Here is a 22833-nt window from a genome sequence, read left to right on the forward strand (position 1 = left end):
CTGACCCCCGAAAGGCACCACCGCATGACACCCGTGACGAGCGCGGCCGACACCGCGCCGAAGACCTACGCCTGGGAGATCCGCGCCGGCGCCCTGAAAGTGCGCGCCGCACGCAAGAAGACGGCCGTCGACGGGCTCGACCTCTGCCTGGGCACCGGTACCCACGGCCTCCTGGGACCCAACGGGGCGGGAAAGACCACCCTGATCCGGGCACTGGCCACCGTGCTGCCCCCCGCCGGGGGCGAACTGGAACTGCTCGGCACCCCGGTGGGCCGGGTGGGCGACCACCGGGCCCTGCGCCGCCGCATCGGCTACCTGCCGCAGGACTTCGGCTACTACAAGCGCTTCACGGTACGCGAGTTCGTCGAGTACATGGCCTGGCTGAAGGAGGTCCCGAAGACGGACATCCCCGCGGCCGTCCAGCGCGCCGTGGAACGCGTGGGCCTGGCGGACCGCGCCGACCACCGGATGAAGACCCTGTCCGGCGGCATGGTGCGCCGCGCCGGCATCGCCCAGGCCATCGTCAACGACCCCGCCCTGCTGCTGCTGGACGAGCCGACGGCCGGCCTGGACCCGGCACAGCGGCTGCGCTTTCGCGAACTGCTGCAGGAACTGGGCCGCGAGGCCTGCGTGGTCGTCTCCACCCACCTGGTCGAGGACGTCGCGGCGGCCTGCTCCGACGTGGTGCTCTTCGCCGACGGCCGCCTCGTCTTCCAGGGCACACCGGACGATCTGGCCGCGGCGGGCGGCACCGAGCACCCGGGCGACAGCCCCCTGGAGCGCGGCTACTCGGCGCTGCTGAGCACCCGCGGCCGGCAGGCAGGCACCTGGTGAACACACGTGTCCTGCGTACCGAGCTGAAACGCTCCGTCGCCCCGTGGGCCGGCGTCGTCGTCCTGGGCGGCAGCCTGGCGTTCCTCTGCCTGATCGACGGAATGTGGTGGCGGGGCGCCGCCGCGTGGACGGCCCAGTGGACGTCGATGGCGCTGACGACCCGGTGCATGCTGGCCTTCATGTGGCCACTCGCGGTGGGCTTCGGGGCGGTGCACGGGCTGCGTGATTCCCGCTCACGGATGACCGAACTGCTGACGACCACACCACGGCCGCCCTGGCACCGCGCGGCACTGCCGGTCGGCGCGACGGCGATCACACTGGCGTCGGGCTTCGGCCTCCTCGTCCTGGTGGGCGCGGTCCAGGTGGCGCTCGGCCCTGCCACCTACACGCCGCCGTCCTGGCCGGTGATCTCGCTGGTGGCGGTGCTGGCCCTGGTCGCGGGGGCCGTGTTCGGCATGGGCGTCGCGCGGGCCCTGCCCTCCGTGTTCACCCCGCCGCTCCTGGCGGTGCTCTTTCTGGCGGCGACCGTCTTCCTGCGGCTGTTCACCGACGGGGCACTGCCGTCGGGCCACCTGCCGAACCGGCTCTGCCTGCTGTCCCCGGTGACCGAGATGCCACGGCAGATGCTGCTGACCCTGTCCGGCGCCGTGGACCTCGGCCAGACGCTCTGGCTGCTCGGCCTGCTCGCCACCGGCATCGCACTGCTGATCGCCGCGACCCGCCGGGCCCGGCTCCTCGCGGTGGCCCCCGTCCTGGCCGGCGCGGCCCTGGCCCTGCTGATCCTCCCGGCGGCCGCGCGCGACACCTACGTCGTCGACAAGGCCGCCGCCACCCTGGTCTGCGACGGCCCGGTGTGCGTGACGCGGGCGCACCGCTCACACCTGCCCGAACTCGCCCCGCGCGGCAGGGAAGCGCTGCGCGTGCTGCACGACGCCCTGGGCGACCGGGCGCCGGTCTCGGTGCGGGAGGAGACCACGCTGCGCGCGATCGCCGGCGAACGCGAACTCTCCGGCGACGTGGTGCTGATCGACTTCGACGACCCACTGCTCACCGGGGCGGCGGGGCCGGAACTTACCCGCCGGCTGGTCGCCCAGGGTCTGGCACCGAACTGCCGACCGCGTACCGTCTGGGAGGGCGGGGGGCTGGCCGGCGTCCCGGTCCAGAGCATCGTTGCGAGCTGGGCCCTCGGCGATCACGAACTCCGGCCGCTGCGGGAGCCGGAGGCCGACGAGTACGCGCGCCGTGCCTGGGCGGACGCCGAAGCCGCCTGGGAGAAGCTGACGGCCCTGCCTCCGGCCGAGCAGCGCTCGCGGATCGCCCAGGTGCACGGCGCCGCGCTCTCCTGCGCGGACACGCAGCTTGCGGTGCTGGCGGGGGAGGCGTCGCGATGAGGTGGCTGATGCTGTACGCGCGTTCACGGCAGGTGCCCGCCTCGGCCGCCGCGGTCCTGCTCGTCGCGTCGGCGGTGTGGGCCTTCAACCGGGGCGGCCCGGGCCCGATGGACCTGGGGATCGCGGTCCTGGTCCTGGCCGCGAACGTGGCGGCCGCCTCCGTCGGGCTCGGCGGGCAGGACGCCGCGCTGGAGCGGACGGCCGCGATCCGGTGGGCACCCCGGCGGGCGGCGCACGTGCTGCTGACCGGCGCGGCCGCCGGTGCGGCGCTGCTGGCGGTCCAGACGGCGGGAGCGGAGCTCGCCCCCGCCTGGGTCGTCGTCCGAGACAGCGCGGGCCTGGCCGGCCTGGCCGCGCTCGGTGCGGTGCTGTGCGGGGCGCAGTTCGCGTGGACCCTGCCGACCGGCTGGCTCGCGTACGCCCTCCTCGTCCCGGCTCTGCGCGGCACCGCGGGAGAGGTGGCCAGCTGGATGATCTTTCCCCCCGGCACGGCGGCGGCCACCGGGACGGCGTGGGCCCTGCTGGTGACCGGCACCGCGGTCTACGCCGTGGCAGGACCGCGACGGTAACGGGCCCGCCCGCCCCGTGCCCCGGTCGGCCCGGCGCGGCCTGCCGGGTACCGGACGGTCTGCGGCAGCGGCACCTTTCCTCCAGCGGGGGGTGTCGCCTCTTGGGGGTCCGGCCGCCCGGCAGGCCGGTCCGCGGACGGTCGGCCCCGCGCCGCCGCACGGCCGACCACACGGGAGGGCACGCGGCGGGCCTTTCCCGGCAGGCGGTGCCCCGCCCCGAGAGGCCGCCATGACAGCACCCGGGGCGGGAGTTCGAGGGGCGGCCTCCTGAAGCCCCCCGGAGCGCGGACCCTGCCGGTCCCGCGTGGATCGCGACCGTCCTTTATCCGTTCGTCCTGCTGGCGGGTGTCGGCGCAGTGCTCCAGCGAAGGGATTCCTGAGACCCGGTTCCACCGGGTCGAGGTGATACCGGGAGAGGGAGGCACGCGCGCCTCCCTCTCCCGTCGGCCGTCAGCCGACTCCGGCGTACGAATGCTTGCCAGTCACGAAGATGTTGACGCCGTAGTAGTTGAAGAGAATGCAGAGGAAGGCGACCAGCGCCAGATACGCGGCCTTCCGTCCCTTCCAGCCACTGGTGGCACGCGCGTGGAGGTAGGCCGCGTACGCGATCCAGGTAATGAAGGACCACGTCTCCTTGGGGTCCCACTCCCAGTACTTTCCCCATGCCGCCTCGGCCCAGATGGCGCCCGCCACGATGGTGAAGGTCCACAGAGGGAACACCACGGCGTTCATCCGGTACGAGAACTTGTCGAGGGTTGCCGCGGCCGGCAGACGTTCCCAGACATGTGCCGAAGTCCCCCATGGGCCGTCCGGCCGGCCGGAAGCGCGCCGACTCTCGTACGAATCCTTTCCCAGGAACAGTAACGTCGCCGCGAAAGCGGTGTAGAAGGCGCCGGCGCACGCTGTCGCAGCAGTGACGTGAATGGCCAGCCAGTAGGAGTGCAGGGCCGGTACCAGCTGCTCTGTGTCCGTGTACAGCACGGTCACCGCGAGGCCGAGGGTGAGGACCACAGCTCCCGTGACCGGCAGCCCCAGCCACCTGACGGGCTTCTTCGTGGCGAGGAGGCCCAGATAGATCAGCACGGTCGCGAGGGAGAAGGCACAGGAGAACTCGTACATGTTCCCCCACGGCCACCGCGCGGCCGATATGCCCCGGGTGGCAACCCCGCCGACGTGGAGCAGCGCCCCCAGCACAGCGAGGGAGACGCCGATCCGGCCGGCGAGGTCACCCCTGGCACTCGTCCCCGCCGCACCGGGCCCGTCTGTTCCGCCGCCGTCCCCTCGGCCCGATGTCACGCTGGCGGCTCCTGCACCGGCCAGAAGAGGGCGGACGAGGGTGGTGGTTCCCCCATCGGACGAGGCAACGGTCACCGCTACCTCGCGGCGCGCGGCCCTCTCCGGGGCGGTAGCCGCGTCAGCGAGGCCGGTCTGCTCGGCCGAGCGACGCGCGACCGAGCCCGAGCTGCCGAAAGTCCACTCGAAGATGTGAGCAAACATGGCCAGGAGGTACACGGATACCGCAGAGTAGATCAAAACATTGGAAAAGCGGGCGAGTTGAAGGTCAACTGTTGCAGACAAGCTCACCATAGGCTCCCTGAATAGCAGTCAAAGAGCGGGCAGGTCCAGGTGGTTGCCCGCCGCTCCGAGGTGATTCTTGCACGCACCCCCGGGTGCCCATGCGGCGCCTCCTCGTTCGTCGAAGATGCTCAACTCGTTGATGCTGTAAGATAATTGATTTTTACTCTGCTGATTCCGTGACCGGATCCGTCCGGCGGATCGTGCGGCCCGCCCTCTGTCGCCCCACCCGCCATGGGGGCTCGCCGCCGGAAGACGCCTGGGTCGGCGCGACGATCCGGATGTGGATCGCGACCGTGGAAGCGACCGGACCGCCCAGTACAGGAGCCGGGCCGACCTCTTCTCGCTCTACCCCTCCTGGCCCCGGGACCGTGTCCGGCGGCGTCTGAGCGCCGGCGGCCCGGGGAGCCTCCGGCCTGTCGTGCGGGGGCTTCCCGGGCCGCCCGGAACGGATCGTGAACCCCCGCCGCCCTGTCCTTCGGGCCGGCACGTCCCGGGGGCGGGGGCTCAGGGCCCGGTGAACGGGCCCTGCTCGACGAAGCGCCGCAGGCCGCGGGTGAACGCCTCGGCCTCCCCGGGGGGCCAGGAGGCGAGGGTGGCGGTGATCCGCCCGGCCAGGCGCCGGCGCATCACCGACACGGCGTCGTGCCCGGCCGGGGTGAGGGCCAGCAGGGTGGCCCGCTGGTCGCCGGGGTCGGCCTCGCGGCGCAGCAGCCCGGCGGCCTCCAGACGGGAGGCGCGCCGGCTGACACCGGAGCGGTCGAGGCCGATCTCGGTGGCGAGTTCGGCGGCGCTGCGGGCCCCGGTGCGGGCCAGGCCGCTCAGCACGGGGTAGGTGGCCTCGTCCACGGCCTCGCCCAGGCCCTCGGTCAGCTGCCGGTACAGGTGGGTGCGGGTGCCGCGCTTGAGCAGGACGGCGAGGGCGTCGGCGACGGTGTCCCCGGGAGTGGTCGAGGACGAGGGTCCGGGGGAGGGGGTCCGGGTGCCAGGGGTGTGTGCGGGGTCCACCCCCCGATCGTAGCGTGCGTGGCGCACGCGTTCCTCGGGTAGGGTGCGAGAAGCGTGCGTAACGCACGCATTTTTCCGCCGTCCGCCCGCCGCCCGCCCGCCCGCCGCAGGCCCTATGGCCGGGCGGCGGGGGCGGGGGTGGGTGTGGCCGGGGTGGAGGTGGACGGGTGGGTCTGGTTCTCTCCGCGGGTGGTGGCTGCGGCGGTGGCTGTGGCCGTCAGGGCGAGGGCGGTGGCCGCGAGCGGGAACCAGCGTTCGCCCAGTAGTGCGATGGACGCGCTGCCGGCTGCGCCGCCGGCGGCGGTGCCGAGGTAGAGGGCGCTGCTGTTGAGGGAGATCAGCAGGGGTGCGTTGGCCGGGTCGATCGAGGCGAGCCGGTGTGGCAGTGCCACCGACACGGCCCAGCCGGCCAGTGGGGTCACCGCCGCGTATGTGAGCGCGCCGGGCATGCTGGCCGACGCCCAGGGCAGTGCCGTGAATGCGGCTGCCGCCACCGTCGAGCCCCACAGCAGTACCCGCCGCACGCCGATCCGGTCCACCAGACGCCCGCCGAGCCAGCTGCCCGCCACCGAGGCCAGGCCCGAGACCAGCAGGACCAGGCTCAGCCGCTCGGAGCGCCCGCCGGTGGCCGGGGCGACGGCGGTGGCCAGGTAGATGTAGACCGACTGGAAGGCGAGGAAGAACACCAGTGTGGTCGCGGCCGCGCCCAGCACCCGGCGTTCGCCCAGTGGGGCCAGCCGGGCCCGCAGCCCGGGTGCGGCGGCGGGCGCGGGCAGGCCGCGCAGCAGCAGCGCCAGTCCGGCGAACGCGGCCGCCCCCAGTGCGGTGACCAGCCACATCGTCAGCCGCCAGTCGGAGCGCCCGACCCAGGTGCCCAGCGGCACGCCCAGCGCGGTGGCCACCGTCATCCCGCCCAGTACCGTGGCCAGTGCCCGCCCGCGCCGCTCGGGGCCCACCAGTGTGGTGGCCACCGCGTTGGCGGTCGGGGTGTAGAGGGCGGCCCCGGCCGCCGCCAGCACCCGGGTGGCCAGCAGGAACCCGTAGCCGGGCGCGAGCGCGCTGAGCGCGTTGGCCGCGGTGAACACGGCCAGCGCGCTCAGCAGCAGCCGCCGGCGGGGCCAGCGGGCGGTCAGCGCGGCGAGCAGCGGCGCCAGCAGCGCGTACGCGAGCGCGAACACGGTGACCAGCTGGCCCGCCGCCGGGACCGAGACCCCCAGATCGCCGGCGACCGGGCCGAGGATCCCGGCGATCACCATCGAATCGGTACCCATGGCGAAGGTGCCGAGGGCGAGCAGGAGCAGGCGTACGGGCATGGGTTCCCCCCTGTTGGACGAACGGGCAACAGTTTGACGCTCGTCAAACATTAGGGATTGGTGGATGATTGTCAAACCATCGCGCACCACCACCGCGCCGCGGGGAGCCGCCGCAGGAGCCACAGGAGGACGACCGGCCATGGAAGACGAACGGCTGCCCCAGCCCGACAGCGACGGCATCGACCTGGTCGCGGTGCTGCACGCCCTCGGCGACCCCGTCCGGATGCGCCTGCTCGCCTCCTACGCCGACGGCGCCGAGCACTCCTGCGACCCCCGCCACCTCGGCCTGGACCACCTCCACAAGTCGACCGTCTCCCATCACATGCGGGTCCTGCGTGAGGCCGGCGTCACCAGCACCCGTGTGGCCGGGCGCAACCGTTTCGTCAGCCTGCGCCGCGCCGACCTCGACGCCCGCTTCCCCGGCCTCCTCGACGCCCTCCTGGCCTCCCTGGCACCCGCCGAACCCCCGGCCGCCGCCGAGCCCCGCACGCCGTGAGCCCCCGGCCCGGGCCACCGGTCAGGCCCGGCCCGCCGGCGCCCACCGCCCCGCCCGCACACCGCCCCGCCCCGCCCCGGCCGCGCGGGCCGGCCCCGCCCCCGGGGTGGCCGTCGCGCCGGCCCGGCGACGCCCCACACCCCCTCGCATCGCACCACAGGCCTATGTCCCGGGTCGTACCCGCCGCCCCGATCCCCGGCCGTGGCCGGACGCGCCCGCCCCCGCACCCCGGGCACGGTGGAACCCGCACCACGCGCCAGCCACCACGCGCCAGCCACCCCGAGGACAGACCACCATGACGACCCGTCACCACAGGCCCGAGCGGACCCTGACCGCCGCCCTGCTCGCCGCCACCGCCCTCCTGACCACCCTCCCCACCGCCACCGCCGCCGCTGCGGCATCCGTACCCGCCGGGGCCATGTCGATCCAGCTGGCCCTGCCCCCGCCCACCGGACCCCACCCCGTCGGCACCACCACCCTGCACCTGACCGACCCCACCCGCCCCGACCTCTGGGCCCCCACCCCCCGGCCCCGCGAACTCAAGACCCAGCTCTGGTACCCCGCCACCACCACCGCCGGCCACCCCGCCGCCCCCTGGGCGACCCCCACCGAAACGGCCCACCTGGAATCCGACTACCTCGGCGCCCCCGCTGGCCGCCTCACCTGGCCGCTCACCCACGGCCACCAGGACGCCCCCGCCGACCACACCACCCGCCACCCCGTCGTCCTCTACTCACCCGGCTCACGCGGCGACCGCGGCTTCGACACCGCCCTGGCCGAGGAACTCGCCTCCCGCGGCTACATCGTCGCCGCCATCGACCACACCTTCGACTCCGGCGAGGTCGAATTCCCCGGCGGACGCCTCGAAGTCCGCAACACCGCCGCCGTCCACGCCATGACCGATGCCGGCATCGTCGCCTACCGCGCCGCCGACACCCGCCTCGTCCTGGACCGGCTGACCGCCCTCGCCGCCACCGGCACCAGTCCCGACGCCGGCCACCGTCCCCCGCCCCCCGGCCTCGCCGCCGCCCTCGACCCCGCCACCGTCGGCATGTTCGGCCACTCCATGGGCGGCGCCACCACCCTGCAGACCCTCCACGACGACCCCCGCGTCCAGGCCGGCGCCAGCCTCGACGGCCCCGTCTTCGGCGCCCCCGCCACCGACGGCCTGACCCGGCCCGTCCTGCTCATGAGCTCCGCCTGGGACAGCCCCGCCCGCGACGCCATGTGGGACACCCTGTGGCCCGAACTCACCGGCTGGCGACGCCAGTTGAACCTCACCGGCTCCGGGCACCTGTCCTACACCGACTTCGAGCTCCTGCTGCCCCGGGCCCGGCCCGCCATCGCCTGGACCGCCGCCGACCTCGACCACTTCCTCGGCACCGGCGACGGCCCGCACGCCATCACCGCCCAACGCGCCTACCTGGCCGCCTTCTTCGACCTCCAGCTGCGCCACCGTCCAACCGTCCTGTTCGACGGCCCGTCACCGCGCTACCCCGAGATCGTCCTCCAGCGCTGAACCGGCCCGGGGCCGCCCGCCCGGACCACGGACGGGCGGCCCCGGCACACCCCGCTCAACCCCCGCGAACGGCTCGGCCCAGCGCCGCCACGTCCGCACGCAGCTGCGGCAGCGACGCGTACATCACCCCGCCCGGGCAGTCGGTGGCCAGCCAGTCCCGGTGACCGCTGATCATGTCCACCGGCCTGGTCACCCCGTTGACGGGATTGACGAACGTCGTGTGTGCCCGCGGGTCCAGCCCGTGCGCCCGGGTCAGCGCGCCCAGCAGCACCGTCAGCGAACGCCGGGCCGCTCCGGTCGGCGCCTGCCCGCTCAGCGTGCCCAGCAGCGCGATGCCCAGGTTCCCCGAGTTGAAGCCCGAGGTGTGGAACGCCGTCACCACGTTCCCGGCCGCGTCGTGTGCCGGGATGCCGTCATCGCCCGACCAGCGGCCCTCGTAGACCCGCCCGGCCTCGTCGATCAGGAAGTGGTAGCCGATGTCGCCCCAGTCCAGGGTCACCGCGTGGTACTCGTAGACCGCCCGCACACTCGCCGCCGGGTCCGGGTCGGCGTTCACGGTGTCCGTGTGGTGCACCGTCAGCGTCTGCAGCGGGTAGTACTTGACGGGGGAGTTCTCCACCCCGTCCTTGAACCGCTTCGACTCGTCCGCACCCCACGCCGCTCGCGACAGGTACTCCACCCCGCAGAACGACAGCGGACCGGCCACCGCACGGGCCTGCGCGCGCACCGGCCCGTGCGCCGTGTCGATCGCGGCGCTGCGCACCCGGGAGGCGCCGTCGGGCAGGTGCAGGTCGTAGCCGTCCGCGCCGCCGGCGGCGACCAGCGCGCCCGCGCCGGCGCTCTCGTGTCCGTCCGGGCCGCCGGCGCAGCCGGCCGGCAGCGGCTGCCACGGGCCGGCCTCGCCGGCGCGGTGGAAGCGGATCGAGGCGCCGCGGCGCGGCCCCTGCCAGCTCACGGCCGCGTAGCGGATCGGGAAGCCGGCCCGTACGCGGGTGGCGGCCGTCCCGGCCGGCGAGATGGCCCGGGTCTGCGGCACACCGCCCGCGAGCCCGCCGCCCGCGGCGCCCGGGGTCCCGGCGGCGGGGGCGGGCGCGGCGGCGGACGCGGCGGGGGTGACGGCGAGGGCGACGGCGCCGGCGCCTATCGCCCCCAGGACGGTGCGCCGGGGCAGGGCGGGCTGGGCGTGGGTCATGGGCAGTCCTGTTCTGCGCGGGCCGAAACCGGCACGTGGGAGGCCACGGCCCGCAACCGGGGACGCCGTCCCCCCGGTGACGGTCGATCAGTACCCGAATCTATCCGCGGAAACGCTACTGCGGGTTCCGCTTTTCCGGACGTTCACCGAAGTGCCCCGTCCCCCGCTCCCGGCGGGGGCGGGCGGACCGTGCCGCCTGCCCCCGGGGGCACGGTCAGTTGCAGGAGGGGCAGGGCGCGCACCGCTGGACCTGGACGTTGTCCACGACCGGTCCGGCGGCGCTGTTGGGGGTGGTGCTGGCGAACGCCAGCGTGGTGGCGGCGCTGGTCGCCACGAAGGTGAACTGGCGGGTCACGTAGCCCATGGCGGCCCGGTTGCGGCCGGCGGTGTTGAAGGTGAAGTCCTGGAAGTCCTGGCCGTCGACGAGGGCCTGGCCGGTCTTCACCGCCGGTGCCGCGTCCGGGTTGCCCGCGAGGGAGTAGGTCACGGTGTAGGCCGCCCCCGGCACCGTGGTGAAGGCCTGGGAGACGGACCCGGGGGCGGAGCCGTTGAGGTCGACGGACTGGTCGCCCTCGGCGGCCTGCCAGAATCCGGCGCCGATCAGGTCGACCGATCCGCTCGTGACCTGCCAGGGCCCGATGGTCTGCCCCGCCACGAGGTCCTGGAAGGTGTTGGCCGCCACCTTGGGGGTCTCGAAGCTGCCGTCGTCGAAGCGGCTGAGGGCGGCCAGGCGGCCGCTCGGACCGGCGGCGTGGGCCGGCAGCGCCGTCGCGGCGGTGCTGGCGGCGAGCAGGACGGCGGTGACGGCAGCGGCGCAGGCGCGCGAGGTCAGCATGGGATCCTCCCAGGTGGAAGCCGTACGAGAGCCTGAAGTCGGCTGAACAGCGCACATCCTGCGGCCTGCCGGGAGACGGGGCCAAGACCGGTGCGCCGGCGCCTCGTGGTGCGGGGCGCCACCGGTGGGCTCTCACACGCCGGTTTGGCCGCCCGCCGCCCGCCACCGGCGGCGCGGGGCCGGCGACCGAGGCCCCGGGGCGGGCGTTCTTCCGCCCGCACCACCGGGGCCCCGGTAGCGCGTCGGCGACGCGTACGCCCCGCCCGCGCCTCCAACACCCCCGGCCACGCGGACCGGGAGCCCCGGGAAGTCCCGGGGCCGGCGACGCCTGCCGGAACGCAGCGCCGCGGCCGGGCAGTGCCACGGCCCCCCGCGCCCGGCCACGCGGGCGCGGTGTCCTGCCGGGCCGCGCCCGGTCCGTGGCCGGGGCGGCCCGTACCCGGGCCCGGGGCCATGTCGGCGCGTTCGGTGTGTTCGGTGCGCCCGGGGGCGGGCGGCCGTGTGGCCGTCCGCCCCCGGGCCTGTCGTGGGGCGGTGTCAGAGGGTGCCGGTGAGGGCGGTGCCGGTGTGGTTGCCGGTGATCCCCTGGAGGTTGAGGGCGGTGGCGGGGTTCCAGCCGCCGTCGGCGAGGCGGGCGGTGGTCAGGACGCGGTTGTCGTTGGTGACGACCGCGAACTGGACGTCCTGGTCGACGGGTGCCGCGCTGATGGAGGTGGCGGTGACCTGGCCCAGGACGCCGCTCAGGGAGCGGAAGGGCTGCCAGGTCTGGTTCGGGAACCAGATGGTGTGGTACTGGTTGGCGCCGTTGTCGGTGAGGACGGCGACGTTGACGGCGTCGCCCTGGCGGGCCATGGCGACGGAGGTCACGGGACCGGTGGCGCCGGCCTCGGAGGCCACTGCTCCCCAGCCGCTCCAGGTCCCGTCGCCGGTGCGCCGGGTGTGGTAGAGCTTCCCGTCCGCGACGGCGGCGACGTGCAGGTCGTTGCCCACGCCGGCGGCCGCGACGGTGGTGATGCCGCTCAGCGGTCCGGTGGCGCCGAAGACCGGGCCGAAGCCGGCCCAGGTCCCGTTGGCGAGGCGGACGGTGTGGAAGACCTGGCCGCCCTCGGCCACCACGACGACGTGCAGGTCGCCGCCGACGCTGGCGGTGGCCACCTGGGTGATGTCGTTGAGGTTGCCGGCGACGGTGTTGACGTCGCCGAAGGGCTGCCAGGTGCCGTCGAGGCGGTGGATGGCGTGGTGCAGGCGCCCGTCGCCGCCGAGGGTGACGATGTGGGTGTCGCCGTTGATGCCGGCCGTGGAGGCGACGCGCACGCCGCCGGTGCTGCCGGCCTTGGCCTGGACGTCCTCGAACGGGGTCCAGGAGCCGTCGTAGAGGCGGGTGGCCTGGTAGAGGCCGGTGTCGCCCTTGACCAGGGCCTGGGTCTTCCAGCCCAGCGCGGTGGCGCGGACCTGCTGCACCCAGCCGGCGACGTCGTCGGTGCGGGTGCTGGTGGCGCCGGTGCGGGTCTCGGTGGCGGGGGTGCCGAGGCAGCCGCCCTGCCAGGACAGGGAGGCGACGGCCACCAGCTCCGCCCTGCCGTTGGTCTCGCGGATGGTGGGGGCGCCGGTGTCGCCCTTGCACACGGCCGCGCCGTTGACCCCGGTGGTGTCGACGGCGGTCGGCTTGACGGTGTTGAGGGTGAACAGGCCGGAGTGCAGCTTGACCGGCGCCCAGTCGGTGGTGGTGCGGCCGTAGCTGGCCACCCGCAGGCTCTCGCCGGCGGCGGGGGTGGTGGTGGCGAGGGTGAGCGGGGCTATGCCGTCGACGGGTGTGGCGAGGCGGGCCATGACCAGGTCGCGGTCCTGACGCGGTACCAGCTCGACGATGTCCGCGGTCTTCCCGGCGGTGGTGGTGAGGTCGGTGCGGCCGATGGTGGCGGTGGTCTTCCACTTCGGCGCGCCCGCGGCCAGGGCGGTGGGCTGGGCCGGGTTGTCGGCGAAGCAGGAAGCGGCGGTGATGATCCAGTTGCGGTCCACCAGCGCGCCGGTGCAGGCACGGACGTTGTTGCCGATGTCCAGGCGGGCGGTGTAGGCGTAGGCGCCGTCGGCGGCCGCGTCGCCGGTGACGGCACCGGCCGGAGCGGCGGAGAAGGTGGTCAGGGCACCGGCGCCGACGGCGGCGGCCAGCATGCCCGCCTTCCAGATGCGGGGCGAAGCCGTGCGAGACATGAGTTCAGTTCCTCTCGGGACACGAAGAGCCGGTTGGTGCCGGGCCGGTGGCCGTGTGGTCACCGGCCCGGAGGTGGTGTGTGAGGCCGGGTCAGGGGGCGGAGGGGCCGCCGTAGTAGCGGATCCAGCCCGGGCCCTGGGGGTCGACGGACCACAGGGTGCTGTTGGTGTCACGGACGAAGGTGACCAGGTGCCTGGTGACCGGGTCGGCGACGGTCTGCGGGACGGCGTCGGCGGCCAGCACGGTGCCGGCGGGGGTGCGGACGAACGGGGTCCACTGCCCGGTCTGCAGGTCGAAGGAGTACAGCTGGTTGTTCGGCCCGTTGACGTAGACCACGACGTGGTTGTCGGCCGGGTTGACGACGGCGACCGGGTCGGTGGCGGCCATCGTTCCGTGGCTGACCCAGCCGGAGCCCAGCGGGTCGACGGACCACAGGGTGCTGTTGGTGTCGCGGACGAAGGTGGTGAAGTGCCCGTTGGCGGGGTTCACGACGGTGCTCGGGACGGCGTCGGGGGCCATCACGGTGCCGGCCGGGGTGGGGACGAACTCGACACGGCCGGCGCCGCGCTCGTCGAAGGAGTTCAGCTGGTTGTTCGGCCCGTTGACGTAGACGACGACATGCCCGTCGTTGGGGTTGATCACCGGGACGGGGTCGGTGGCGGCCAGCGCCCCGTGGTCCTTCCAGCCCTCGCCCTGCGGGTCGACGGACCACAGGTGGTGGGCGGTGTCGCGGACGTAGGTGACGAGGTGCCCGTCGGCGGGGTCGACGACGGTGCGCGGCACCGCGTCGGGCGCCAGGGCGGTACCGGAGGTGGTGAGGACGAACGGGGTCCACTGCCCGGTCCGGGTGTCGTACGAGTACAGCTTGTTGTCCGGGCCGTTGACGTAGACCACGACGTGGTTGTCGGCCGGGTTGACGACGGCGGTGGGCGAGGACGCGGCGTAGACGCCGAGGTCGGTCCAGCCCTCGTCGTTGGGGTCGACGGACCACAGGTGGTTCTTGCTGTCCTGGAGGTAGGTGACCAGGTGCCCGTCGGCGGGGTCGGCGATCGTGAACGGCGTGCCGGTGACGACCGTGCCGGACGGCGTGGTGTGGCGGGTCTTGTTGATCCACGCGCCCAGGTCGTCGGTGCGGGTGCTGGTGGCGCCGGTGCGGGTCTCGGTGGCGGGGGTGCCGAGGCAGCCGCCCTGCCAGGACAGGGAGGCGACGGCCACCAGCTCCGCCCTGCCGTTCACCTCGCGGATGGTGGGGGCGCCGGTGTCGCCCTTGCACACGGCCGCGCCGTTGACCCCGGTGGTGTCGACGGCGGTCGGCTTGACGGTGTTGAGGGTGAACAGGCCGGAGTGCAGCTTGACCGGCGCCCAGTCGGTGGTGGTGCGGCCGTAGCCGGCCACCCGCAGGCTCTCGCCCGTCGCCGGGGCGGTGGTGGCGAGGGCGAGCGGGGCTATGCCGTCGACCGGGGTGGCCAGGCGGGCCATGACCAGGTCACGGTCCTGACGCGGCACCAGTTCCGTCACCTCGACGGTCTTGCCGGCCCCGGTGGTGGTGAGGTCGGTGCGGCCGACGGTGGCGGTGGTCTTCCACTTCGGCGCGCCGGCCGCCAGGGCGGTGGGCTGGGCCGGGTTGTCGGCGAAGCAGGAAGCGGCGGTGATGATCCAGTACGGGTCGATCAGCGCGCCGGTGCAGGCACGGACGTTGTTGCCGATGTCCAGGCGGGCGGTGTAGGCGTAGGCGCCGTCGGCGGCGGGGGTGCCGGTGACGGCACCGGCCGGAGCGGCGGAGAAGGTGGTCAGGGCACCGGCGCCGACGGCGGCGGCCAGTATGCCCGCCCGCCAGGTGCGGGATGAGGTCTTACGAAGCATGAGTTCAGTTCCTAGAAACAGAGTGACTACGAAGTCAGATGATGAAGGAAGGATTTCGGCCAGCCGGTGACACCGCGTCCGACGACGGCGGCCGGGGCATTTCCGGGGCTCTTACCGACGCTCCGGGAAGCCGCCCACGGGGCACGTCCGGGGCCCGGGTGGCGGTGTCGCCCACGGGCACGGTACCGGCGGATACGAAGGCCGACACACTGAGCGCGGCTGCGGCCGCGGGAACTGCCGGCCCACCCGGTCGCCACACACCTGCGTATACGACTGTTCATCAAACATATCCCTCCGGTTCGGCTTGACGAGGGTCGGAGAGGGCGGGGGCTGGAAACGGCCGATTCCCGCCTTGTGGAAACCGGTCCGACGGGCATGGTGAAGCGAACTCTCCAGCACCTTCCTGCCCTTCCGGTCGGCCTGATCCATCAAGTCGGTAATGCCGGGCCAAAGTCTAGATCACCTGGCAAGCCCCCCAACGGATGTGAAGGAGAGTCACTTTGTCCTGGCCGGCGGTCAAAGATCCACAATCGGAGCAAGGGGGATCATCGGTCAATATCGGGCATTGCGGTGAAGTGCCTGATGCCGTCCAGGTGCCCCCCGATCGGTCAACTGGATTGGAATACAAGGATTCTGATGAGAACCCTTCCGCCTGCTAACCAGTTCCCGTTATGCTTGCCGCGCCGATACACGGCGCAGCCGTTTTGTGCGCACAGGGGGTCCTGCGAACGATCGGGATGCACGGGACCGGTGTCGAAGGAGGCAGCGGCCACCGCCACCGGCGGGGGACAGGGGGACAGCAGGCCCGGACCTCCGGCTCCGACACCCGCCCGCCAGGACCCCGGAGACCCGAGGCGCCCCGCCTCAACCACCCGCCCACCCAAGCACGTTCGCGCAGACACCCACCCGTACCGATGTCCACCCCGCCGGAGACCACACACTCTGACGAACTGTCACCACGCCTGCCACGCCTGTGGCATGCTGGCGCCGTGGAACTGGAACGGCTGCGCCAGAGCATCTATCGAACCTTCGCCGAGACCGGGCGCCCTCCGCAGCCCGACCAACTGGTGAGGACCCTCGGGCTGAACTCATCGACCCTGCGCAACGGGCTGCGCCAACTCGCCCTCACCCGGCACCTGGTGATCGACGAGCGCGACGAGATCGTGATGGCCCACCCGTTCTCGGCGGTCCCGACGGCCTTCTCCGTCATGAGCGGCTCCACCCTGTGGTGGGGCGGCTGCGCGTGGGACGCCTTCGCGCTGCCGCACCTGGTCCGCGGCGCCTCCCCGGCCCTGGTCGCCACCACCTGTCCGGCCTGTGACCGGCCCCATGCCTGGACCGTCACCCGCGAGGCCCCGCCCGCCGGCGACCAGGTCGCCCACTTCCTCGTCCCCACCACCCGGATGTGGGACGACGTCCGGCACACCTGCGCCCACCAGCGTCTCTTCTGCTCCACCGACTGCGTCGACAGCTGGCTGGCCGCCACCGGCCGCGACCGCGGCTACGTCCTGAACCTGCCCACCTTGTGGCGTCTGGCCTCGCACTGGTACGAGGGCCGCCTCCACAGCCCGTACGTGCGCCGTGAACCCGCCGCCGCGGCCGGCTACCTGCGTTCGGTCGGGCTGACCGGTTCCTTCTGGGGTCTGTGACCCCCGCTCCCTTCGCGCCGGGGCCGTCGCCCGAACGGGCGGGGCCTGAACGCGGGGCCCGAACGGTCGGGGCCCGTGCGGGTGCCGGGGGACGGCGCCCGCACGGGCCTCGGTGGTGGCGGGCCGTTCTCAGCCGGCCGCGGGTGGTGTCACCGTGCCGCGCACTGGCCGGAGACGGGGCCGTGCACGGTGTTGGGGTGTCCGCCGTCGGTGGGGGCGGGGGTGTTGCCGGAGCAGTCGAGCGGTCCGTTCACGGTGGTGCCGGCGAGCAGGGTGGTGCCCTGGTTGAGGGCCAGGTGGGCCGGTCCGGTGACGGTGGACCACAGGACGGCGACCGGTCCGGTGCTGCCGCTGACCGAGACCGGTCCGGTGATGCGGGTGTCGCTCAGCACGACGGCGGCCGCGCCGCGGGCCGACAGCGGGCCCTCGACGGTGGAGCCGGTGGCCACCAGGGCGGCGCCGGGCTGGACGAGCACGGGGCCGGTGACGGTGGCGCTGTCCAGGCAGGTGACGCCGGAGGTGACGGCGAGCGGCTTGCTGCGGGTGCCGCGCACGGTGGTGGTGCAGACGGGCGCGGTGCCGACGGTGACGTCCTGGCGGGCGGTGATGCCGCCGACGGTGACGGTCAGCGTCGCGGTGCCCGGCCGCAGCCCGGTCAGGGTGCGGGCGGCCGGGTCGTAGGCGGCGACGGCGGTGCGCGGGGCGCCGGCGGCGGGGCCGATGTGTACGCGCTCGCCGCCCCACTGGGCGGTGACCGGCCAGGCCACCGGCACGGTGCGGTCGCCGTCCTGGGTGAGGGTCGCGGTGACGGGCGCGCTGTCGAGCAGGCCGAGCGCGGCGGGCGCCTGGAGGGCGACGGCGTCCGCGCGGGCCCTGACCTCGGCGCGCAGCCACGCGGAGGCGTCGTCGGGCACGGCGTAGGGGTCGGTGACCTTGCCGGCGGCGGGGTTGACGCCGAGCATGGTCCAGCCGGTGAAGCCGCCGCGTCCGGGCTCGGAGGCCGGGCCCTTGCCCGCGTTGCCGTTGATCAGGTAGGGCACGCCGTCGACGCTGCTCGCGTGGAAGGCCCCGACGTGGCCGGTGACCATGGCGGCGGACTTGCCGGCGGCCCGGAAGTCGCCCAGCCACTGCTCGACGAGGGCGGCCTCCTTGCGGTCGCCGAGCTGGCTGCCCTGGTCGGGCAGCGGGTCGCGGGTCGGGTGGTGCTCGAACAGCAGCAGGCCGGTGACGTCCGGGTCCTTCGCGGCGTCGTCCAGGGCCGAGCGCAGGCCGGCGACCTGGTCGAAGCCGCCGGCGCGCAGGCTGCCGAGCGAGCTGTTCAGGGTGACGAAGCGGGTGCCCTTGACGTCGAAGACCTGCTTGGTGTCGCCGAAGGCGGCCTTGAAGTTGTCGATGGTGCCGGGGCCCATCACCTCGTGGTTGCCGGGCACGTAGTGCCAGGGGACGCTGTGGCCGGTCAGCTGGTCGAACTCGTCGAGCAGGGTGCGGGCCAGGGCGAAGTCGGCCGGGGCCGCCTCGTCGACGAAGTCGCCGTCGATGACGAGGAGTTCGGGTTTGGCGGCGGCGATGTCGCGCAGGGTGCGGCGGGTGGCCTGGACGATGTCGCTGTCGGGGCTGCGGGCGATGAACTGGGCGTCCGACATGACGGCCACCCGCAGCGGGCTGTGGTCCACGGTGCCGCTGGTGAGCACGACCGGGTCGGTGACGTACGGGCGCGCGGGCAGCTCGACGTCGGGGGCGACCTTGACGCGCAGGTCGGACAGGGTGAGGGCGCCGGTGTAGGAGCGGCCGGCGCCGGTCTCCATCAGCCGGAAGCGCTGGAAGGTCAGCGGGTACTGCACGCCCGCCGGGACGGGGAACTCGACCTTGCGCCAGCCGGTCCAGGTGACCATCGGGGCGTCCAGGTTGGCGGTGACGCCGGCGGCGGTGCGGTACTGGATGCGCGGCCAGGCGCCGTTGCCGTCGCCCTCGATCCACATCGTGAGCGAGCGCGGCTGGCCGGGCAGGGTGATGCCCTGCGGGGCGATGGCGTACTGGCCGCGGGTGCCGGTGGACTGGGTGAAGTCGTAGGTCATCCGCAGGCCGGCGGTGCCGTCGTGGCCCAGGGCCGGGGCGACGCCGCCGCCGGGGGCGCGGTCGTTGCCGGAGGTCCAGGCGGCGGCGTCGGAGAAGTCGGCGAACGGCTTCTCGGCCATGCCGACGGTGACGGCGACGGCGGTCTCCAGACCGGCGGCGGTCAGTTTGAGCGTGGCCGACCTCCCGTCGGCGAGCGCCTTGAGGGTGAGCGTGCCGTCGGGCGCGGGGGTGGCCTCGACGACGCCCTCGCCGCCGGTGACGGTCAGGTCCGCGGCCTCGACGGGCGCCTCGTGGCCCTGGGCGTCGAAGCCGGTGACCGCGACGGAGGCGGTGGCGCCGGGGGCCTCCAGGGCGACCGGGTCGGTGCCGGCGGTGATCCGCACCGGGGTGCCGAGCACGGTCAGCGCCAGGGCGGCCGGCTCGGCGCCGTCGGCGCTCGCGGTGACGGTCACCGGACCGCAGGCGCGGCCGGTGACCACCGCGTCGGTGCCCCGGCCGTCGACGGCGGCCCTGGCGCCGTCGGGGGTGGACCACCGCACGGCGGGCGCCGCGCCGGTGACGGGGCCGTAGGTCTCGTCGTGGGGCAGGGCGCGCACCGTGCGGTGCAGGCCGGGGAAGACCCGGGTGGCGGTGGACACGGCCTCGGCCGGGCGCAGCCGCAGGCCGCGGGCCTGCCCGGAGCCGGGGGCGCTGAACAGGCCGAGCCCGTTGGCCACCGCCCGCTCCCCGCCGTTGTCGGAGGGGCTGCTGACGGTGCCGGCCCGCTCGGTGCCGGGCAGGCGGGCGGCCATCGCGGCCGAGCCGCCGCCGTCCATGTTGAGCGCGTTGTGGGCGCCCATGTCCCGCATCAGCACGGCGAGGTCGGGCAGGCTGATGCCCGGGCTGTCGGCCTGGCGGCCGTCGACGGTGACCAGGTACATGCGCTTGTTGTCGGCGGAGAAGCCGACCGCGGTGCGGGCGTTGAGCTCGTTGCCGTCGTTGTCGCCGGGGCGGCGGGCGACGCCGTCGGCCACCAGCACCTGGTAGCCGCCGATGGCGACGGCGACCTCGCCGAAGGAGGCGCGCGGGCGGTAGCCGACGTCGACCCGGTCGCCGGGCCTCAGGTCGCGCAGCGCCCGGGCGCCGGCCTCGCGGCCCACCAGGACGGTGGCGCCCTCGGGCACCGCGGCGCCCACGTGGTCGCGGACCTCGGTGACCTTGCCCTCGCGCAGTTCCACCTCGGCGACCTCGCCGGAGCCGCCGGTGGAGTTCGCGCGCGAGGCGTTGCCCCAGGCGGGGGTGAACAGGCCGACGCCGTCGGCGGGCAGGCCGTAGGTGTTGACGCCGGCCAGCGTCACCTCGCGGCCGCCGGGCAGGTTCGCGTGGCCCGCCAGGAACACCTCGGCCATCCGGGCCAGGCCGTCGGTGCCGACGGTGACGGCCTGGTTCCAGCCCTCGACGGGTGCGTGGATCAGGCCGCCCTCGCGTGAGACGCCGACGCCCAGCGGCGCCTCGGAGGCGTTCATGTCGAAGTAGTCGCCGTTGATCGCGGCGACCGCGCCGGCGTTCCTGGCCATCTCGGTCACGCCCTGGCGGGTCGTCACCTTGCCGGAGGACAGGTAGTCCACGCTCAGGCCCTGGGTGGTGAGGTCGGCGACCAGCACCTTGCCGCGGATCCAGCCGCCGGCCCCGAGCCGGTCGAAGGAGGTCATGGTCAGGCCCGGCGCGACCGGGGTGACCTCGCGCCGGGTGACGACGGACTCGCCCGGCCGGTCCAGGACCAGCTCCGGGGTGCCCGCCGAGACGGCGGGCGCCGCGTGCGCGGTGGCGGGGACGAGCGCGGGCAGGCCCGCGACCAGGAGCGCGCCCAGCGCGAGCACGGCGGCGGGACGGCGGGACCGGGGCGTGCCGGTGACGGGGGGTGGCATCGGGGGGTTCAGCTCCTCGGACGGTTGCGGGTGCGGCGGCCGCCGGGCACGCGCGCAGGGCGCACCCGGTGGCCGCCGCGAACGGCGGGGCCCGGGTCCATGATCACCGGGCCGACCGAAGCCAATCGCCCACGAAAGGCCTCCGCGCCACCGGACGGTGAACCCTCGCGTTCACCCCCGCGAACAAAACCCCCGGACCCCGCGCCAACGGGCCGCAGCCGGCGCGTTCCGGTCACCGGCTTCCGGGCGCCGCGTTCCGGAGCACCGCTTCGGCCACGGCTTCACCTGGCGGCCCTACTCGGTGGCTTCACCCGGCAGTTTCAGCCCGCAGGCTTCAGCCGGCGGTGTGGAGGCGGTTGGGCAGGTTGTCCCAGGGGCGGCAGTCGATTACGGGCAGGGCGTGCCGGCGGGCTTGGTTGCTGAGCCAGTGTGAGAAGCGGGTGCTGACTTCGGCACGGTGTGTCTGGATGCCGTATTCCGGTTCCCGTTCGGCGTAGTTGGCGGTGATCTGTCCGGCGTCGGCCTGTGGAGGAACACGAACATCACCGAACCCGGCTACTCCGGACCCTCCTCTCGTCCTGCTTTTCTTGAGCCTGAGATCGAGGAGGCCGCCGCCGACGGCGGGCAGATGTTCGGGGGCGACGCGGCAAACTGCGCGGAGATGCGCGCGTGCAGTGCCCTTTTTGCTAATCATGCAGCAGATTTCGAGGAAGCGTTCGGGCGCCCGCTACAACTCAGTGACATCGAATTTCTGACGGTCAGAAGCTCTACTGGCGCACCAGAGCCAGCATGCCTATCCTGTCAGAGCGCGCTTGTGCGGCGTGGCGCGACCGACCTATCGAGAGGGTGAGCATGGACTTCGCTGTCCGCGGTCGAGGTCGCAGCCTGGCTGAAGCAGCAGGCTGGAGCCCGGAGCGCGCGGTCGACATCTCTGGACTTATCCATGAGATGAGACGCGTTGGCTTCGACGTATCAACTGCAGCGCATAGGTTCCTAGAAGTGTTCTGGCGCCTGCGGATCGAGCATCTGCCAAGCATCAACATAGACGGCAAAGACATATTCTGCTGGACCGAATTCGATCCGATGCGGGTATGCACTGAGCGCGATGCGAGAATTGCAACCCTATGCTCAAGGGTGGCCGGTGGATCGCTGTGCCCATTGGGAATTGATGGGTTTCACTTCACTATCTACATGTCGCCTTCCGGCAAGTTCTTTGCCGGAATGGATTCTTCGGTATTCGCATATTCGGGCTGTGCCGACGAATTCTTTGCGAAGCTCGTCGATGGATCCAGGCCACAGCTTGTAGGAGCCTGGGAACTATAGGGATTGTTAGCTTCATGAAGGATTGACAGAGGCCCCGCTGGATTTATTTCCCGCGGGGCCTCTGTGGCGTCTGACGGCAGTAGCTGACGGCAACGTCAGCGGACGGGAGCTGCACAAGCAGGCGGGCCGTCACCGTCGGCAGGGTCTGTGGCAGCCTGCGCGGGCTTGCCGAGTGCGCGGCCGAGGAGGTCGATGGCTTGGCGCCGGAGGCGGAGGCGGACGTGGGCGTACACCGTGGCGGTGACGCTGATGTGGGCGTGGCTCGGCAGTTCCCTGATCGCGACGAGTTCGGATCAGAATGCCACTCCCGATGTGGAGGCCGAGGATCAGGAGGTTCCGGCTGTTGGCCCCAGTAGCCGGGCTCTGAGGATCGTTGCGACGATGGCCCGAGAGACACCGCTCAAAATGCGCATGGGAATATCACTTATTTTCCCAGGGAGCGCTTCAGGCCTGGTCTTGATGGGTGCAGGGCGACTGGCGCAGTAGGCTACTTTTCGGGAGCGCAAGATATGGAGGACGATACAGGCGCGGCGTGGAGAAATCTTCCGCAGAGGCCTATGGTGGCTCCTCCGGATTTTTGGACACTGCCCGAAGGGCGGCGAGCTCGTGGCCACCTGATGGGCAGGCAGTATGGTGGTTCGGGTGATAATCTGCGCAATCTGGTGCCGCTCTGGGCGATCGCCAACCGCGACGTCATGAAGGGTGTCGAGATGGATGTGGCCGGAGTGATTAAGGAGGGTGGACAGGAAGTGAAATATGAAGTCCTGGCCATCTATGACGGGAAGAAGTCGGGAGTACCCAAATCTATTCATATTGAGGCGCACGGCATGCTCGGTCTCAATGTGGACTGTCTGGTGATGAATAATAACGAACCAAAGGAAAAAGTAAACCTGTCTGTGGTTCCTGTAGCTTGGGATGGTGAGATGAGACGGGTTTATTTTCGCGAAATGATTGATGTTGACTCATGGTCTAGCCCCAATGCCGGTGACTTAATTCGTGTCTCGCTTGGTGATCGTGACGGTGGCTGGTTGGGGTGGTGGCCAGTTGCGGTGTTGGGCGCGTTTGAGGGGC

The 22833-nt window shown here is 73.0% G+C and carries 17 protein-coding genes; 8 read left to right on the forward strand and 9 right to left on the reverse strand.

Features of this window, described 5'->3' with window-relative positions; genetic code table 11:
• The first annotated feature begins 24 nt into the window (after positions 1–24).
• Genes ACIQIB_RS06720 through ACIQIB_RS06730 form a run of 3 tightly spaced genes read left to right on the forward strand, consistent with a single transcriptional unit; the run spans position 25 to position 2794 of the window.
• Positions 25–834: an ABC transporter ATP-binding protein gene (locus ACIQIB_RS06720; protein WP_363608188.1), complete on the forward strand. Its 810-nt coding sequence runs from the start codon at positions 25–27 to the stop codon at positions 832–834.
• A complete protein-coding gene (locus ACIQIB_RS06725) occupies positions 831–2225 on the forward strand; it encodes a hypothetical protein (RefSeq protein ID WP_400757044.1) in 1395 nt (464 codons plus the stop codon). The genes ACIQIB_RS06720 and ACIQIB_RS06725 overlap by 4 nt, the downstream gene beginning before the upstream one ends.
• Positions 2222–2794, forward strand: a complete 573-nt coding sequence (locus tag ACIQIB_RS06730; RefSeq protein WP_400757045.1) for a hypothetical protein — start codon at positions 2222–2224, stop codon at positions 2792–2794. The genes ACIQIB_RS06725 and ACIQIB_RS06730 overlap by 4 nt, the downstream gene beginning before the upstream one ends.
• A 450-nt stretch (positions 2795–3244) precedes the next feature.
• On the opposite strand, the gene ccsB is transcribed toward ACIQIB_RS06730, so the two are convergent.
• The 3 genes from ccsB to ACIQIB_RS06745 all read right to left on the reverse strand — a co-directional run bounded on the left by ccsB (position 3245) and on the right by ACIQIB_RS06745 (position 6690).
• Complete coding sequence (gene ccsB, locus ACIQIB_RS06735; protein ID WP_400757075.1) at positions 3245–4378, reverse strand: c-type cytochrome biogenesis protein CcsB; 1134 nt, start codon at positions 4376–4378, stop codon at positions 3245–3247.
• A gap of 498 nt (positions 4379–4876) precedes the next feature.
• Positions 4877–5281, reverse strand: coding sequence for a MarR family winged helix-turn-helix transcriptional regulator (locus ACIQIB_RS06740; protein ID WP_400757076.1), 405 nt, complete (start codon positions 5279–5281; stop codon positions 4877–4879).
• Between the two features lie 209 nt (positions 5282–5490).
• Positions 5491–6690: an MFS transporter gene (locus tag ACIQIB_RS06745; protein ID WP_363608185.1), complete on the reverse strand. Its 1200-nt coding sequence runs from the start codon at positions 6688–6690 to the stop codon at positions 5491–5493.
• A 139-nt stretch (positions 6691–6829) separates the two neighbouring features.
• Here ACIQIB_RS06745 and ACIQIB_RS06750 point away from each other — a divergent pair, with 139 nt between their 5' ends.
• Both ACIQIB_RS06750 and ACIQIB_RS06755 read left to right on the forward strand, forming a co-directional pair.
• The gene (locus tag ACIQIB_RS06750; RefSeq protein WP_400757047.1) at positions 6830–7186 is read left to right on the forward strand and encodes an ArsR/SmtB family transcription factor; all 357 of its coding nucleotides are present in this window, start codon (positions 6830–6832) and stop codon (positions 7184–7186) included.
• A 295-nt stretch (positions 7187–7481) separates the two neighbouring features.
• Entirely contained in the window at positions 7482–8705 is a 1224-nt protein-coding gene (locus tag ACIQIB_RS06755) for an alpha/beta hydrolase family protein (protein ID WP_400757048.1), read from the forward strand.
• Positions 8706–8760: 55 nt separating this feature from the next.
• On the opposite strand, the gene ACIQIB_RS06760 is transcribed toward ACIQIB_RS06755, so the two are convergent.
• The 4 genes from ACIQIB_RS06760 to ACIQIB_RS06775 all read right to left on the reverse strand — a co-directional run bounded on the left by ACIQIB_RS06760 (position 8761) and on the right by ACIQIB_RS06775 (position 14807).
• Positions 8761–9897 (reverse strand): peptidoglycan recognition family protein, encoded by a 1137-nt coding sequence (locus ACIQIB_RS06760; protein ID WP_400757050.1) that lies wholly within the window; start codon positions 9895–9897, stop codon positions 8761–8763.
• A 214-nt stretch (positions 9898–10111) separates the two neighbouring features.
• Entirely contained in the window at positions 10112–10732 is a 621-nt protein-coding gene (locus tag ACIQIB_RS06765; protein WP_400757052.1) for a choice-of-anchor C family protein, read from the reverse strand.
• Between the two features lie 537 nt (positions 10733–11269).
• Positions 11270–12943 (reverse strand): trypsin-like serine protease, encoded by a 1674-nt coding sequence (locus tag ACIQIB_RS06770; RefSeq protein ID WP_400757054.1) that lies wholly within the window; start codon positions 12941–12943, stop codon positions 11270–11272.
• 91 nt (positions 12944–13034) lie between these two features.
• Positions 13035–14807 carry a trypsin-like serine protease gene (locus ACIQIB_RS06775; RefSeq protein WP_400757056.1) on the reverse strand — a complete coding sequence of 591 codons (1773 nt, stop codon included), beginning with the start codon at positions 14805–14807 and terminating at the stop codon, positions 13035–13037.
• 989 nt (positions 14808–15796) lie between these two features.
• Here ACIQIB_RS06775 and merB point away from each other — a divergent pair.
• Complete coding sequence (merB, locus tag ACIQIB_RS06780) at positions 15797–16456, forward strand: organomercurial lyase (RefSeq protein ID WP_363606118.1); 660 nt, start codon at positions 15797–15799, stop codon at positions 16454–16456.
• A 149-nt stretch (positions 16457–16605) separates the two neighbouring features.
• Here the strand turns inward: merB and ACIQIB_RS06785 are convergent, their stop codons facing one another.
• Together ACIQIB_RS06785 and ACIQIB_RS06790 are read right to left on the reverse strand one after the other, a co-directional pair.
• Entirely contained in the window at positions 16606–20439 is a 3834-nt protein-coding gene (locus ACIQIB_RS06785) for a phosphodiester glycosidase family protein (protein WP_400757058.1), read from the reverse strand.
• A gap of 334 nt (positions 20440–20773) precedes the next feature.
• On the reverse strand, positions 20774–21133 hold the full coding sequence (locus tag ACIQIB_RS06790; protein ID WP_400757060.1) for a hypothetical protein: 360 nt from the start codon (positions 21131–21133) through the stop codon (positions 20774–20776).
• Between the two features lie 158 nt (positions 21134–21291).
• On the opposite strand from ACIQIB_RS06790, the gene ACIQIB_RS06795 reads away from it, so the two are divergent.
• The gene (locus tag ACIQIB_RS06795; protein WP_400757062.1) at positions 21292–21762 is read left to right on the forward strand and encodes an SUKH-3 domain-containing protein; all 471 of its coding nucleotides are present in this window, start codon (positions 21292–21294) and stop codon (positions 21760–21762) included.
• A 509-nt stretch (positions 21763–22271) separates the two neighbouring features.
• The coding region (locus ACIQIB_RS06800; protein ID WP_400757063.1) for a DNA/RNA non-specific endonuclease at positions 22272–22833 on the forward strand (562 nt) is incomplete at its 3' end.

Source organism: Kitasatospora sp. NPDC092286 (assembly GCF_044755565.1).
Classification (GTDB): domain Bacteria; phylum Actinomycetota; class Actinomycetes; order Streptomycetales; family Streptomycetaceae; genus Kitasatospora.